This window comes from Pseudomonas sp. SMV71, assembly GCF_052042015.1.
Lineage (GTDB): Bacteria > Pseudomonadota > Gammaproteobacteria > Pseudomonadales > Pseudomonadaceae > Aquipseudomonas.
Genome location: NZ_JBKGGU010000005.1, coordinates 78,651 through 92,755 on the forward strand (window position 1 = coordinate 78,651; position 14,105 = coordinate 92,755).

Consider the following 14,105-nt stretch of genomic DNA (forward strand, 5'->3'; position numbering starts at 1 on the left):
CGGGAGGTGAGTTTCCCCCTGACATCCGTTTAACCAAGGACGGGACCTATGCCTGACTTATTCCTCGACGGCCGCCCGCTGCAAGTAGCCGACGGCACCAGCGTCGCCGCAGCCCTGGCGCTGGGCTCCGACGGCTCCAGTCGCACCTCGGTCAGCGGCCAGCGCCGTGCGCCCTTGTGCGGCATGGGCATCTGCCAGGAATGTCGGGTAACCATCGACGGCCGTCGGCGCCTGGCGTGCCAGACCCTGTGCCGTGACGGCATGCATGTGCAGACCCGACCATGAACGAAACCACTGAACTGCTGATCATCGGCGCCGGCCCCGCCGGCATGGCCGCCGCCCTGGCCGCTGCAAGCAGCGGTGCACGCATCGTGCTGCTGGATGACAACCCGATGCCCGGCGGCCAGATCTGGCGCGACGGTCCCCAGGCCGAGTTGCCCGGCCAGGCGCGACGCCTGCGCGCACGGTTACAGGCGTGCAGCAACGTCCGTTGCTACGCCGGCGCTCGGGTCATCGCCCAAGCCGCCGACAAAATCCTGCTGATCGAGGATGCCGAGCGCGGTTGGCTGATCACTTACGAACGCCTGATCCTCTGCACCGGCGCCCGCGAATTGCTGCTGCCCTTCCCCGGCTGGACCTTGCCCGGCGTGACCGGGGCCGGTGGCTTGCAGGCGTTGATCAAGGGTGGCTTGCCGGTGCGTGGCGAACGATTGGTGATCGCCGGCAGCGGCCCGTTGCTGTTAGCCAGCGCCGCCACCGCGAAACACCAAGGCGCCCAGGTACTGCGAATCGCCGAGCAAGCCAGGCGCGCCGCCGTGGCCGGATTCGCCGCGCAACTGCCGCGCTGGCCAGGCAAACTTTTTCAATCGTTCGGTTTGTACGACGCCGGGTATCGCACCGATACCCATGTACTGGAGGCGCTGGGGCGCGAGCGGCTCGAAGGCGTGCGCCTGTCGCAGCGAGGCCGGACGATTGAACTGGCCTGCGACCGACTGGCCTGCGGATTCGGCCTGGTCGCCAACACCCAGCTCGGCCAGGCCCTGGGCTGCGCCTTGCAAGGCCACGGCCTCGCGGTCGATACCTGGCAAGCCACCACCCGCGCAGACCATTACGCCGCGGGCGAATGCACCGGTTTCGGTGGCAGCGAACTGTCTCTGGTAGAAGGCGCCATCGCCGGCCATGCCGCAGTCGGTAACACCACGGCTGCACAACGCCTGTGGCCGCGTCGGGCACGCTGGCAGGGTTTCGCCCAAGCCTTGAACAAAGCCTTCGCCCTTGATCCACGCCTCAAGACCCTGGCGCGTGACGACACGCTGGTGTGCCGCTGCGAGGACGTGCCCTACGCCGAATTGTCCAGCCATGAACACTGGCGTGAAGCCAAACTCGCCAGCCGCTGCGGCATGGGCGCCTGCCAAGGCCGAGTCTGCGGCGCGGCGCTGCAGCACTTGTTCGGCTGGCCCCCACCAACACCGCGCCCACCCTTCAACCCGGCGCGGATCGAAACCTTGCTGGACCTGGACCAAACCCCATCCCCCTAAACCTGCACAGCTGCACCTAAGTACAGCCTGGAGAACCAGAACCGCCGTCAAGCCGCCTCGCTTTTGCTTTTGCTTTTGCTTCGCTTTGCTTTGCTTTGCTTTGCTTTGCTTCGCTTTTGATCTTAGACGCCCCATCAACCACAAGGGCCGAACGCAGGCATTGCGCAGTGGGCATCCCGGCATGGATGCCGGGATAGCCGCGCAGGGCCATGGATGGCCCATCGCGGCGGGCCCACGGAGCAATGCCGGAGTGAGGGAACACCGAGCCTCGGCGAGGTGCCCAGTGGTGGGGCAAAAGCGTTTTGCTTACTTTTGCGCTTCTCAAAAGTAAGCCGCCGTAAGGGCGGAACCACCAGCAGCCGTTACCGCAGCAACGGATATGTAATCGACCGCAACAACGAACACCCACTCAATCACCAAACCAACGAACCAAGTGAACCCAAACAACTTTCCCCCTATGATCCCAACGTCCCCCTCCAGAACCGAGCCCCCATGTACCCCTCGCTCACCACCCTGCCCCCCTGCGATCTGGACACCCTGCTAAGCAGCCTGCAACCCATCGCACCACTGCTCGACACCCTGGCCGACGTCGTATTCTTCATCAAGGACAGCCAGGCTCGCTACGCCTTCGTCAACCAGACCCTGGCCCGGCGCTGTGGCTTCAAGCACAGCGCCGACCTGCTGGGCCTGACCGCCGAACAAGTCTTCCCCGAACGCTTCGGCCCGCTCTACACCGAACAGGACCGCCGCGTTCTATCCAGCGGCCGCGAACTGGCCGACCAGCTCGAACTGCACCTGTACTACGGCAACCAACCGGTGTGGTGCCTGACCCACAAACTGGCGCTGCACGACCCCGAAGGCCAGACCGTCGGCCTGGCCGGGATCTCCCGCGACCTGCAACTGCCGCAATCGAGCCATCCGGCCTTCCAGAAACTGGCAGCGGTCGACGCTCACATCAAACAGCACTTCGCCCAGCCCATCAGCCTCGCCGAACTGACCGCCATCGCCGGGTTGTCGGTGGCGCAGCTGGAGCGGCACTGCAAGCGGATCTTTCAGCTCACACCGCGGCAGATGATTCACAAGGCGCGCCTGGAAGAGGCGTCACGGTTGCTGCTGGACAAGGATCTGCCGATCACCGAAATCGCCCTGCGCTGCGGTTACACCGACCACAGCGCTTTCAGCCGTCAATTTCGTGCCCTGACCAGCCTGTCGCCCAGCCAATATCGTGAAAACCGACGCTGAGCGTGTTCCCTGATGGGGCGACGGCTCTCGGATTGCTCCCATCTGTAACACTCCACACACCTCGCGCGTCGCCCAACTGATCCCTCTTCTTTCATGACAAGCCTCTGAATCAAGGCTGCGAGGCGATTCGGTGGGTTTCCGTCAAACAGGCACGCCGCTTGCTTATCTAATATCGTATACGAAATCCTCAATACGATATCTCACCGCATTTATTCGACAGCGAGGCATTTATGAAGAACCCAGTACTGGTCGTAGCCCTCAGCGTTGTCCTCACCCCGCTTTTCATTGCCCCGGCCCAGGCCGACAAACTCGACGACATCATCGGCTCCGGCAAGCTGCGTTGCGCCGTGACCCTGGACTTCCCGCCCATGGGCTTTCGTGACGAAAGCAACAAGCCGGCAGGCTTCGATGTCGATTACTGCCATGATCTGGCGAAAGTCCTCGGCGTAGACGCCGAAATAGTGGAAACACCGTTCCCTGACCGGATCCCGGCGCTGATCTCCGGTCGCGCCGATGTGATCGTCGCGTCCACTTCGGACACCCTGGAGCGGGCCAAGACCGTCGGCCTGACCGTGCCCTACTTCGCCTTCCAGATGGTAGTGCTGACCCGCGACAACACCGGCATCAACAGTTACGCCGATCTCAAGGGCAAGGCCTTGGGCAATACCAGCGGCACCTATGAAGCCATCGCCCTGGAAAAAGACCAGAAGAGCTGGGGCAGCGGCAGTTTCCGCGCCTACCAGTCGCAGAACGACACGCTGCTGGCCGTCGCCCAGGGACACATCGACGCGACAGTGGTGACCAACACCGTCGCCGCCGCCACGATCAAATCCGGCAAATACAAGAACCTGAAAATCGCCGGCGACGCGCCCTACGTCATCGATTATGTGTCCCTCGGCGCCAAGCGCAGCGAGTACGGCCTGATCAACTACCTCAACCTGTTCGTCAACCAGCAAGTGCGCACCGGCCGTTACAAGGAGTTGTTCGTCAAATGGGTCGGCACCGAGATTCCGCCGACCAACCTGACCGTGCCCCAGGTCTACTACTGAGGATCGCGGCATGCCGAGCAAGCCTGTCCGCGTCAGCGGTCGCAGCCTGGTGGAGGGTGCCGCCGAGGGCGCCCTGCTGTTCGCCGATGTGGGCCTGAGTTTCTGGGGCGGCGTCGATCCGGTCAGTGGCGAAGTCATCGACCGGCACCATCCGCTGAGCGGCGAACGCCTGGCCGGGCGGGTGCTGGCGATTCCCAGCGGACGCGGTTCGTGCACCGGCAGCAGCGTGCTGATGGAGCTGATCAGCAACGGCCACGCGCCGGCCGCCCTGGTGCTGGCCGAAGCCGATGAGATCCTGACGCTGGGGGTGCTGGTGGCCCAGGTGATTTTCCAGCGTTCACTGCCGGTGTTGTGCGTGGGCCACGCAGCGTTCGGCAAACTGCGCGGCCAGGGCTTTGTGCGCCTGGAGGGCGAGCGCCTGACATTGTCCGGGCGGCGTCCCAGTGACCATTGGCAAGCCGCCGATGTGCCGTTGCAGACGCCCTCACCCTCAACCCTTTGCTTATCCGAACAGGACCGGGCGCTGCTCGACGGCGCCCATGGCAAGGCCGCCCAGGTGGCGATGCAGATCGTGCTGCGCATGGCCGATATCCAGGGCGCCACGCAATTGTTGGACGTGACCCAGGCCCATATCGACGGCTGCATCTACACCGGTCCGGCCAGCCTGCGCTTCGCCGAACAACTGGTGCAATGGGGCGCGAAGGTGCGCGTGCCGACCACCCTCAATGCCATCTCCGTGGACCAGCGGCGCTGGCGGAAGCTGGGCGTCGATCCGGCCCTGGGCGAACCGGCCAGCGCCCTGGGCGATGCCTACATGGCGATGGGTGCGCAGCTGAGTTTCACCTGCGCGCCGTATTTGCTGGACAGCGCGCCCAAGGCCGGCGAGCAGATCGTCTGGGCCGAATCCAACGCAGTGGTTTACGCCAACAGCGTGCTCGGTGCACGCACGCAGAAGTACCCGGACTTCCTCGACATCTGCATTGCCCTGTGCGGACGCGCCCCCCTGACCGGCTGCCACCTCGACGAACAGCGCAAGGCCGAGCTGATCATCGAAATGCCGACGCTGGGGCGCGTGGACGACAGTTTCTACCCGCTGCTGGGCTACCACATCGGTAGCCTGACGGGCCGGCGCATCCCACTGATCCGCGGCCTGGAACACGCCGCCCCGACCCTGGATGACCTGAAAGCCTTCGGCGCCGCCTTCGCCACCACCAGCGCCGCGCCGTTGTTCCACATCGCCGGGGTCACACCGGAAGCCCTCGCTCCGGCCAGCGTAATGGACGCGGGCACCCCGCTGACAGCGCAAACGGTCGACGTCGCAGGCCTACTTGCCAGCTGGCGCGAGCTCAACAGCGCCCGGGACAAGCGAGTGGACGTGGTCTCCCTGGGCAACCCGCATTTTTCCGTCAGTGAGTTTGCCAACCTGGCGACGCTGTGCGCAGGCCGGACCAAGCATCCGGACGTGGTGCTGGCGATCACCTGCGGTCGCGCTGTGCTGGAACAGGCGCGCCAGGCCGGCCACCTGAGTGCCATCGAAACGTTCGGTGCGATCCTGGTGACCGACACCTGCTGGTGCATGGTGGGTGAACCGGTGATCCCGCCCCAAGCCACGACGCTGATGACCAATTCCGGCAAATACGCCCATTACGCGCCGGGCCTGGTCGGGCGCGGCGTGCACTTCGCCAGCCTGGCCGACTGCGTCGAGGCCGCGTGCACCGCCCAGGCCAGCGGCCAGCCGCCGGCCTGGCTCCAACCGAGGACGCCCGCCCATGTTTGACTACAGTTTCCAGTGGCGCCCAGCCCTGCGCGCCCTGCCGGACATGCTCGCCGGCGCCTGGGTGACGTTCGAGACGGCCGCGCTGTCGATGATCTTCGGCGTGCTGATCGCCCTGGTATTGACGGTGATGCGCCAGGCGCGCAACCCGTTGCTGCGCGGCGTGGGCAATGGCTGGGTGTCGATCGCCCGCAACACGCCTTCGCTGTTCCAGATCTACATCCTCTACTTCGGCCTCGGTTCCCTCGGTCTGCACGTCAGTTCATGGCTCGCGTTGCTGGCGGGGATAACCTTCAACAACGCCGGTTACCTGGCGGAAAACTTTCGCGGCGGCCTCAAGGCCGTGCCCGGCACGCAGATGCGCGCCGCCCGCTCCCTGGGCATGAGCGCGTTCCAGGCGTACCGGATGATCATCGTCCCGCAGTTGTTGCGCATCGTCTTCTACCCGCTGACCAACCAGATGGTCTGGGCGGTGCTGATGACGTCATTGGGGGTGGTGGTCGGCCTGAACAACGACCTCACCGGCGTCACCCAGGAATACAACGTCAAGACCTTCCGCACTTTCGAATACTTCGCCCTCGCGGCGGCGCTGTACTACCTGATCGCCAAGCTGATCGTCGGGCTGGCCCGACTGTTGTCCTGGCGGCTCTTTCGTTACTGAAAGCATCGTTATTGAGGGCGCGTCATGTTTGCCACAAGCCTCACCGTCAACGACCTGCTGTTCCTGCTCGAAGGGGCCTGGGTCACGCTGCAACTGACCGCGTGGTCGATCCTGCTGGGGACCCTGGCCGGGTTGCTGTTCGGCCTGGTGCGGGCGCTGCTGCCACGGGCCAGCCTGCCGCTGGCCTGGGTACTGGACGTGTTTCGCAGCGTGCCGCTGCTGATCCAGTTCGTGCTGTTCAATTCCTTGAAGAGCATCGCCGGTCTGAACATCAGCGCCTTCGCCGTCGGTTGCATCGTGCTGGGGGTTTATGCCGCCGCGTACTTCACCGAAATCGTCCGCGGCGGTGTGCTCGCGGTGCCGTTGAGTACCCGACGGGCCAGCCGTTCCCTAGGCCTGAGCTACCTGCAGGACCTGCGTTTCATCGTCCTGCCGATTGCCACGCGGGTGGCCTTTCCCGGCTGGCTGAACCTGGTGCTGGGGGTGATGAAAGACACGGCGCTGGTGATGTGGATCGGCATCGTCGAGTTGCTGCGCGCTTCGCAAACCATCGTGACCCGCATCCAGGAACCGCTCCTGGTGCTGTGCATCGCGGGCCTCATCTACTACGTCATGAGCCTGGTGGTCGCCCGCCTCGGCGCACGCCTGGAAACAAGGTGGCAGGAAAATGATTGAGATCGAAAACGTGCATAAATCCTTCGGCGACCTGGAAGTGGTCAAGGGCGTGAGCCTGACCGTGGACAAAGGCGAAGTGGTGTCGATCATCGGCGGCTCCGGCTCCGGCAAATCGACGCTGCTGATGTGCATCAACGGCCTGGAGCCGATCCAGCAAGGCAGTATTCGGGTGGACGGTGTCGAGGTCCACGACCGGGCCACCGACCTCAACCATTTGCGGCAGAAAATCGGCATCGTCTTCCAGCAGTGGAATGCCTTCCCGCACCTGACCGTGCTGGAAAACGTGATGCTGGCGCCCCGCAAGGTGCTGGGCAAAAGCAAGCAGGACGCCGAAGCCCTCGCGGTGCGCCAGCTCGAACACGTCGGCCTTGGGGACAAGCTCAAGGCCTTTCCCAGCAAGCTTTCCGGCGGCCAGCAGCAGCGCATGGCGATTGCCCGGGCGCTGGCGATGTCGCCGGACTACATGCTGTTCGACGAAGCCACCTCGGCCCTCGACCCGCAGTTGGTGGGCGAAGTACTGGACACCATGCGCATGCTCGCCGAAGACGGCATGACCATGGTGCTGGTGACCCACGAAATCCGCTTCGCCCGCGACGTGTCCGACCGCGTGGCGTTCTTCTGCAATGGCCGGGTGCATGAGATCGGACCGCCGGACCAGGTGATTGGCAATCCAGTGCAGCCGGAGACGGCGGCGTTTCTCAGGTCGGTGAAATAACTGATGGCCCTATCGCGAGCAGGCTCGCTCCCACAGGGGACGGTGCCGCACGCAAATCCCATGTGGGAGCGAGCCTGCTCGCGATGAGGCCCGAACAGACAACCCAAGGACCCACCCCATGCGCTCATCCAAGATCATCCACATCATCAGCTGCCACGCCGAAGGCGAAGTCGGCGATGTGATCGTCGGCGGCATCGCCCCTCCCCCTGGCGCCACCGTGTGGGAACAATCGCGCTGGATCGCCCGCGACCAGACCCTGCGCAACTTCGTACTCAACGAACCCCGTGGCGGGGTGTTCCGTCACGTCAACCTGCTGGTGCCGGCCAAGGACCCGCGGGCGCAGATGGCCTGGATCATCATGGAGCCGGCCGACACGCCGCCGATGTCCGGTTCCAACTCGCTGTGCGTGGCGACCGTGCTGCTGGACAGCGGCATCCTGCCGATGACCGAACCCCAGACCCGCCTGGTGCTGGAGGCGCCGGGCGGACTGATCGAAGCCGTGGCCGACTGCCGCGACGGCAAGGTGCAACGGGTGGAGATCAAGAACGTGCCGTCCTTCGCCGACCGCCTCGACGCCTGGGTCGAAGTCGAAGGTCTGGGCTCGTTGCAGGTGGACACGGCCTACGGCGGTGACAGTTTTGTCATCGCCGACGCCCAGCGCCTGGGGTTTTCCATCTGTCCCGACGAAGCCGCCGACCTGGTGGCCGTCGGGCTCAGAATCACCCGGGCAGCCAATGAACAGCTGGGCTTCGTCCATCCGCTGAACCCCGACTGGTCGCACATTTCGTTCTGCCAGATTGCCGCGCCCATCGTCCAGGAGAACGGCATCGCCACCGGCGCCAACGCCGTGGTGATACAGCCCGGCAAGATCGACCGCTCCCCCACCGGCACCGGTTGCTCGGCGCGCATGGCCGTGTTGCAGGCCAAGGGGCGGATGCAGGTGGGCGACCGCTTCATCGGGCGCTCGATCATCGGCTCCGAATTTCATTGCCGCATCGACTCGCTGACCGACCTGGCCGGACGCCCGGCGATCTATCCGTGCATTGCCGGACGAGCCTGGATCACCGGCACCCATCAATTGCTGCTGGACCCAGCCGATCCCTGGCCGCAGGGCTACCGGCTCTCGGATACCTGGCCCGGCGCATGACGCTTGAAATCACACAGCCCCCGTGGCGAGGGAGCTTGCTCCCGCTGGGTCGCGAAGCGGCCCCCAACCGGGTATGTCAGGCGAATCCATGGGGGGCTGCTGCGCAGCCCAGCGGGAGCAAGCTCCCTCGCCACAGGGTGCTGCAATTTTTCATAAACATTTTCGTATACGAAATAACATCCACCGGAGACAACCATGAGCAAACGCATCAACTGGAGCGGCGTATTCCCCGCCGTCACCACCCAATTCAACGATGACTTTTCCATCAACCTGGAAAAAACCCACCAGGTGATTTCCAACGTGATCCGTGACGGTGTATCGGGCCTGGTGGTCTGCGGTTCGGTGGGGGAAAACACTTCCCTGAGCGCCGAAGAGAAAATCGCCGTGACCGAAGTCGCGGTGGACGCTTCCCGTGGCCGGGTGCCGGTGATCTGCGGGGTGGCCGAATTCACCAGCGTGCAAGCGGCCAAGGTTGCCAACGCTGTGCGCAAGGTCGGCGTCGATGGAGTGATGCTGATGCCGGCGCTGGTATACGGCTCCAAGCCGTTCGAAACCGCTGAGCACTTCCGCTACGTGGCCCGGCATGCCGACGTGCCGCTGATGGTTTACAACAACCCGCCGATCTACAAGAACGACGTGACCCCGGACATCCTGATTTCCCTGGCCGATTGCGACAACGTGGTGTGTTTCAAGGATTCGTCCGGCGACACCCGACGCTTCATCGACGTGCGCAATGAAGTGGATGATCGCTTCGTGCTGTTCGCCGGGCTTGACGACGTGGTGCTGGAGAGCCTTGCCGTCGGCGCCGAAGGCTGGGTGTCGGGCATGTCCAACGTGTTCCCCAAAGAAGGCGAGACCATCTTCCGCCTGGCCCGCGCCGGGCGCTTTGCCGAAGCGATGCCGATCTACGAATGGCTGATGCCGATCCTGCACCTGGACGCCCGCGCCGACCTGGTGCAATGCATCAAACTGTGCGAAGCCATCGCCGGCCGCGGCAGCGCCCTCACCCGCCCACCGCGCCTGGCCTTGCCGGAGGCGGATCGGGTGTATGTGGAGCAGATCATGGCCAAGGCGATGGCGAACCGGCCGGCGTTGCCGGATGTGGGGCTTTAGGCGTTACCCGAAGTCATTGGCTGACACGGCCCCCTGTGGGAGCGAGCCTGCTCGCGATAGTGATCTATCAGTCGACTCTGCGGTGGCTGACACACCGCCATCGCGAGCAGGCTCGCTCCCACAAGGGAATCTGTCCTGGCTGCGATTGCTCGGCACACCCCGGCCAATGTGGGAGCGAGCCTGCTCGCGATAGCGGTCCACCCGGGACCGGCTATGCTGAGTGCACCGGCTCGCTTTCACACATTTGCAACACAGGCTCCCCATGAACTATTTCCTGGCGCAGGCCCTGAACAACCAATGGGCCAATCATAGGCTGCTCAACGCCTGCGCGCAGTTGAGCGAGGCCCAATACCTGGCCCCTCGCACAGGCTTCTTCCCTTCGATCCAGGGTACGCTCTGCCACATCCTCGAAGTGGACCGCTATTACCTGACTGCCCTGGAAGGCGATCGTGAAGGCCAGGACCAGGATTTTTCCCAGGCCCTGGCCTTTGCCTCGCTCATGCAGCACCAGACCCGAACCGATCGGCGCCTGGTGACGTTCTGTCAATCGCTACGGGAGCAAGACCTCGCCCGGAAGGTGGACCTGGTACGGGTCGACGGCGTAGTACAGGAACGTATCGACCGGCTCCTGCTGCACTTGTTCGAACACCAGATTCATCACCGCGGCCAGGTCCATGGCATGCTCAGCGGCACGGATGTCCCGCCACCCCAGCTCGACGAGTTTTTCCTCGACTGTGATCGGCGGTTTCGTGAGAAAGAAGAACAGGCATTACAGCTCAGCGCCCCGTACGTCTGGCGCGGTTTTCTATTGGATTGAAGCGATAGCGCTTGGAAAAAATGCGATGACCGCTACCGGTCATCGCCAATCGCCCACGTCGGGCGCCCTCAGATTCGTGCGGGGGACACGATGATTTTCACGTTGTGTTCCTTGTTATTGACCAGTTCCTCGAACCCCTGCCCGACGATTTCCTCCAGCTGGATACGCCCGGTCACCAGCGGCGAGATATCCAGGCGCCCGTCGGCGATGAAGGCGATCACGTCGGCGAATTCGCCGTTGTAGGCCAGCGCGCCGAGTACCTGCTTCTCGGTGGATACCAGCTCGAAGAAGTTGAACTGGCTGGCCTCCTCGAAAATACCCACCAGCACGCACTTGCCAGCCTTGCGGATCAGGTCGATGGCCAGTTTGGCGGTGTGTTTGTTGCCGATGCACTCGAAGCTGACATCGGCTCCCAGGCCGCCGGTCAGGCGCCGTACTTCGGCCAGCGCGTCGCAGTCGTTCGGATCGATCACATGGCTGGCGCCGACTTCCAGGGCCTTGGCCTTGCGCGCGCCGGACATTTCCAGCGCGATCACCTGGGCCGCGCCGGCGGCCTTGGCGCACATGATGGTGCACAGGCCAATCGTACCGGCGCCGACCACCACCACGTTCTGGCCCAGCAGGCTGCCGGCCTTTTTCACCGCGTGCATGCCCACCGCCAACGGTTCGATCAGCGCACCGGCCTCCGCCGGGAAACCGGCCGGCAACTTGTAGAGCAGGTTGGCCGGGACGTTGACCAGTTCGGCAAACGCGCCGTTGTTCATCAACCCGGTGAACGCCAGGTTTTCGCAGATGTTGTACAAGCCATGGGTGCAGTAGTAACAGGTGCCGCAGTGTTGGCAAGCGTCGGCCGCCACCGGCTCGCCGACACTGAACCCCTCGACACCGGCGCCCAGCTCGACGATTTCGCCGCAGAACTCATGACCGAGGATGCACTGGCCCTTGATCCCGGTCAGCGGGTGCGGTGCGTCTACCGGAATGAACACCGGCCCGGCCACGTATTCATGCAGGTCGGAGCCGCAGATGCCGCACCACTGCACGCGGATCTGCACCCAACCGGCGGGCGGCGTAACGGGCAGCGGTACGTCTTCGACGCGGATGTCGTTGCGGCCGTGCCAGACAGCGGCCCGCATGCTGCGGGTGGGCTTGATTGAAACGTTCATGACGTTGCCTCCAAATTTATGTAGGGGCGCCGAGCCTGCTCGCCGCCCACTCGATCAGTGCTGTTGGATGAATTCAAGGATCAGCCGGTTGACCTGCTCGGCCGCTTCCATCTGGACCATGTGCCCCTGGCCGGGAAGCACCTCGACCCGCGCCGCCAACCCATCGCTGTGGGCCGCCGGAATGATCGCGTCGTCGCTGCCCCAGATCACCAAGGCCGGAGCCTGGCCGGCCTGCACCACCTCGCGCAGGTCAGTCTGCTGGCGACCGTCGGCAAACAACGTCGCCGCCAACTGCTGGAGCGCCGCGTCCACGCCTTCCAGGCGCTTGTACTTGAGCATGTCGTCAAGCATCTGCCGGGTGACTAGCTCGGCGTTGGAGAACAGTTGCACCAGTTGCGGCTTGAGGGCATTACGGCTGGCGGCTTCGACGAAGCCTTGCAGATAACCGCCGTTGATCTCGGAGCCCAGGCCGGCACTGCCGATCAGCGTCAGGGAGCGCACCCGCTCGGGCGCCAGCCGTGCAGCATTCAATGAAACGGCGCCGCCCATGGAATGCCCGACCCAATGCGCGCCGTTGATATCCAGATGGTCGAGCAGGCCCAGCACCACCGTACTCAACTCATCCAGGTCACCGCGCTGCAAGGTCTTGCCGGATTCGCCGTGCCCCGGCAAGTCCAAGGCAACGACCCGCCGCCCGGCCGCCAGCGCCTCGTGGTTGAACAGCCAGTTATTCAGGTCGCCACCAAACCCATGCACCAGCACCAACGGTGTGCCGCCTTCGCCGCGCTCGAAGTAGCGAATCACCCGGCCGTCCAGCTCGATTTTCTGTGGTTTGGGGCCGCTGTCTTCGTCGGCGCTATCGCCGGGCACGAAGCAGGACTGGAACTGCTCGATCACCGCATCGATCTCGGCGTCGCTGGCCTCGCCTTCCACGACGATCCCAAGCAAGGCACCGACCGCCAGGGTTTCGTCCTGACGGGCGATCTGCCGGCGCAACACCCCGGAGAACGGCGCTTCGACACTGCTGGAGATCTTGTCGGTCTCCACGTCCATCACTTCGTCGCCCTTGGCAATGGCCTGGCCTTCTTCCTTGAGCCAGGCATCGACCCGGCCTTCGGTCATCGACAGGCCCCACTTGGGCATGGTCAGGGTATGAATCTGGCTCATCAGCGCTTGCTCCACTCAATCACGTCGAGCACGGCTTGTTCGATCTTCGCCGCGTCAGGGATGTACAGGTCTTCCAGAGAGTCGGAGAACGGCACCGGGGTATGGGGCGCGGTGACCATTTCAATCGGCGCCTTGAGTGCGCCAAAAGCTTTTTGCGCCACCAGCGCCGAAACGTCGGTGGCCATGGAGCAGCGCGGGTTGGCTTCGTCGATCACCACCAGGCGCCCGGTCTTTTCCACGCTTTCGAGGATGCTGTCCTCGTCCATCGGGCTGGTGGTGCGCAGGTCGATCACTTCACAATCGATGCCGCGCCCGGCCAGGCTGCGCGCCGCCTCCAGCGCGATATTGACCAGCCGCCCGTACGACACGAGGGTCACGTCCTTGCCGTCGCGCAGGAAGTTGGCCTCGCCGAAGGGGATGGTATAGAGCTCCTCAGGCACCTCGCCCTGCATGCTGTAGAGCAACTTGTGCTCGCAGAAAATCACCGGGTCGTTATCGCGGATCGCCTGGATCAGCAGGCCCTTGGCGTCGTAAGGCGAGGATGGACAAACCACCTTGAGCCCGGGAATGTGCGTCCACAGCGACGTGAGCATCTGGGAGTGCTGAGCCGCTGCCCGCAGGCCGGCGCCGACCATGGTGCGGATCACCAGCGGCGTGACGGCCTTGCCGCCGAACATGTAGCGAAACTTCGCCGCCTGGTTGAGGATCTGGTCCAGGCAGCAACCGGCGAAGTCGACGAACATCAGTTCGCACACCGGGCGCACGCCACAGGTCGCCGCACCGACTGCGGCACCGACGTAGCCGATTTCCGACAACGGCGTATCCAATACGCGCCCTGGAAACTGATCGTAAAGCCCCTTGGTGACGCCGAGCACACCGCCCCAGGCGTCGTTTTCGCCGGGCGCACCGGCTCCGCCCGCCACGTCTTCGCCCATGATGAACACGCTGGAGTCGCGGCGCATTTCCTGGGCCAAGGCCTCGTTGATTGCCTGCTGGTAGCTGATTTTTCTCGCCATGATGAAGTTCTCTTTTCTTGTTTTAGGA

The 14,105-nt window shown here is 64.1% G+C and carries 14 protein-coding genes; 11 read left to right on the forward strand and 3 right to left on the reverse strand.

Annotated elements, in window-relative coordinates:
• Nucleotides 1-48: 48 nt before the first annotated feature.
• The 11 genes from ACLEJQ_RS06405 (at nt 49) to ACLEJQ_RS06455 (ending at nt 10,731) form a co-directional block, all read left to right on the forward strand.
• The gene (locus tag ACLEJQ_RS06405) at nt 49-285 is read left to right on the forward strand and encodes a (2Fe-2S)-binding protein (protein WP_440793232.1); all 237 of its coding nucleotides are present in this window, start codon (nt 49-51) and stop codon (nt 283-285) included.
• Nucleotides 282-1,538: an FAD-dependent oxidoreductase gene (locus ACLEJQ_RS06410; protein WP_440793233.1), complete on the forward strand. Its 1,257-nt coding sequence runs from the start codon at nt 282-284 to the stop codon at nt 1,536-1,538. Before ACLEJQ_RS06405 ends, ACLEJQ_RS06410 begins: the two co-directional genes overlap by 4 nt.
• Nucleotides 1,539-2,030: 492 nt before the next feature.
• Entirely contained in the window at nt 2,031-2,780 is a 750-nt protein-coding gene (locus ACLEJQ_RS06415; protein ID WP_440793235.1) for a helix-turn-helix domain-containing protein, read from the forward strand.
• A 230-nt stretch (nt 2,781-3,010) separates the two neighbouring features.
• Entirely contained in the window at nt 3,011-3,829 is an 819-nt protein-coding gene (locus ACLEJQ_RS06420) for an ABC transporter substrate-binding protein (protein ID WP_440793237.1), read from the forward strand.
• A 10-nt stretch (nt 3,830-3,839) separates the two neighbouring features.
• Nucleotides 3,840-5,606, forward strand: coding sequence for a cis-3-hydroxy-L-proline dehydratase (gene lhpI, locus ACLEJQ_RS06425; protein WP_440793239.1), 1,767 nt, complete (start codon nt 3,840-3,842; stop codon nt 5,604-5,606).
• Entirely contained in the window at nt 5,599-6,264 is a 666-nt protein-coding gene (locus tag ACLEJQ_RS06430) for an amino acid ABC transporter permease (protein WP_440793241.1), read from the forward strand. Before lhpI ends, ACLEJQ_RS06430 begins: the two co-directional genes overlap by 8 nt.
• 24 nt (nt 6,265-6,288) lie before the next feature.
• Nucleotides 6,289-6,939, forward strand: a complete 651-nt coding sequence (locus ACLEJQ_RS06435) for an amino acid ABC transporter permease (RefSeq protein WP_440793243.1) — start codon at nt 6,289-6,291, stop codon at nt 6,937-6,939.
• Entirely contained in the window at nt 6,932-7,654 is a 723-nt protein-coding gene (locus ACLEJQ_RS06440) for an amino acid ABC transporter ATP-binding protein (protein ID WP_440793245.1), read from the forward strand. The genes ACLEJQ_RS06435 and ACLEJQ_RS06440 overlap by 8 nt, the downstream gene beginning before the upstream one ends.
• Nucleotides 7,655-7,772: 118 nt before the next feature.
• Nucleotides 7,773-8,801 (forward strand): trans-3-hydroxy-L-proline dehydratase, encoded by a 1,029-nt coding sequence (locus tag ACLEJQ_RS06445; protein WP_440793247.1) that lies wholly within the window; start codon nt 7,773-7,775, stop codon nt 8,799-8,801.
• A gap of 195 nt (nt 8,802-8,996) precedes the next feature.
• Nucleotides 8,997-9,914, forward strand: a complete 918-nt coding sequence (locus tag ACLEJQ_RS06450; RefSeq protein ID WP_440793249.1) for a dihydrodipicolinate synthase family protein — start codon at nt 8,997-8,999, stop codon at nt 9,912-9,914.
• A 262-nt stretch (nt 9,915-10,176) separates the two neighbouring features.
• Nucleotides 10,177-10,731 (forward strand): DinB family protein, encoded by a 555-nt coding sequence (locus ACLEJQ_RS06455; RefSeq protein ID WP_440793251.1) that lies wholly within the window; start codon nt 10,177-10,179, stop codon nt 10,729-10,731.
• Between the two features lie 68 nt (nt 10,732-10,799).
• Here ACLEJQ_RS06455 and ACLEJQ_RS06460 read toward each other — a convergent pair whose 3' ends face one another.
• The 3 genes from ACLEJQ_RS06460 to ACLEJQ_RS06470 all read right to left on the reverse strand — a co-directional run bounded on the left by ACLEJQ_RS06460 (nt 10,800) and on the right by ACLEJQ_RS06470 (nt 14,077).
• Nucleotides 10,800-11,864 carry a 2,3-butanediol dehydrogenase gene (locus ACLEJQ_RS06460; RefSeq protein WP_440793542.1) on the reverse strand — a complete coding sequence of 355 codons (1,065 nt, stop codon included), beginning with the start codon at nt 11,862-11,864 and terminating at the stop codon, nt 10,800-10,802.
• Between the two features lie 84 nt (nt 11,865-11,948).
• Nucleotides 11,949-13,061 carry an acetoin dehydrogenase dihydrolipoyllysine-residue acetyltransferase subunit gene (locus tag ACLEJQ_RS06465; protein ID WP_440793253.1) on the reverse strand — a complete coding sequence of 371 codons (1,113 nt, stop codon included), beginning with the start codon at nt 13,059-13,061 and terminating at the stop codon, nt 11,949-11,951.
• Entirely contained in the window at nt 13,061-14,077 is a 1,017-nt protein-coding gene (locus tag ACLEJQ_RS06470; protein WP_440793254.1) for an alpha-ketoacid dehydrogenase subunit beta, read from the reverse strand. The genes ACLEJQ_RS06465 and ACLEJQ_RS06470 overlap by 1 nt, the downstream gene beginning before the upstream one ends.
• Between the last annotated feature and the right edge of the window lie 28 nt (nt 14,078-14,105).

What these genes read in the sequence shown, in the direction of transcription:
- ACLEJQ_RS06455 (WP_440793251.1), top strand. Translation starts at nt 10,177, where the DNA reads ATGAACTATTTCCTGGCGCAGGCCCTGAACAACCAATGGGCCAATCAT.
- ACLEJQ_RS06420 (WP_440793237.1), top strand. Translation starts at nt 3,011, where the DNA reads ATGAAGAACCCAGTACTGGTCGTAGCCCTCAGCGTTGTCCTCACCCCG.
- ACLEJQ_RS06465 (WP_440793253.1), bottom strand. Translation starts at nt 13,061, where the DNA reads ATGAGCCAGATTCATACCCTGACCATGCCCAAGTGGGGCCTGTCGATG.
- ACLEJQ_RS06435 (WP_440793243.1), top strand. Translation starts at nt 6,289, where the DNA reads ATGTTTGCCACAAGCCTCACCGTCAACGACCTGCTGTTCCTGCTCGAA.
- ACLEJQ_RS06450 (WP_440793249.1), top strand. Translation starts at nt 8,997, where the DNA reads ATGAGCAAACGCATCAACTGGAGCGGCGTATTCCCCGCCGTCACCACC.
- ACLEJQ_RS06415 (WP_440793235.1), top strand. Translation starts at nt 2,031, where the DNA reads ATGTACCCCTCGCTCACCACCCTGCCCCCCTGCGATCTGGACACCCTG.
- ACLEJQ_RS06440 (WP_440793245.1), top strand. Translation starts at nt 6,932, where the DNA reads ATGATTGAGATCGAAAACGTGCATAAATCCTTCGGCGACCTGGAAGTG.
- lhpI (WP_440793239.1), top strand. Translation starts at nt 3,840, where the DNA reads ATGCCGAGCAAGCCTGTCCGCGTCAGCGGTCGCAGCCTGGTGGAGGGT.
- ACLEJQ_RS06410 (WP_440793233.1), top strand. Translation starts at nt 282, where the DNA reads ATGAACGAAACCACTGAACTGCTGATCATCGGCGCCGGCCCCGCCGGC.
- ACLEJQ_RS06430 (WP_440793241.1), top strand. Translation starts at nt 5,599, where the DNA reads ATGTTTGACTACAGTTTCCAGTGGCGCCCAGCCCTGCGCGCCCTGCCG.
- ACLEJQ_RS06470 (WP_440793254.1), bottom strand. Translation starts at nt 14,077, where the DNA reads ATGGCGAGAAAAATCAGCTACCAGCAGGCAATCAACGAGGCCTTGGCC.
- ACLEJQ_RS06445 (WP_440793247.1), top strand. Translation starts at nt 7,773, where the DNA reads ATGCGCTCATCCAAGATCATCCACATCATCAGCTGCCACGCCGAAGGC.
- ACLEJQ_RS06405 (WP_440793232.1), top strand. Translation starts at nt 49, where the DNA reads ATGCCTGACTTATTCCTCGACGGCCGCCCGCTGCAAGTAGCCGACGGC.
- ACLEJQ_RS06460 (WP_440793542.1), bottom strand. Translation starts at nt 11,864, where the DNA reads ATGCGGGCCGCTGTCTGGCACGGCCGCAACGACATCCGCGTCGAAGAC.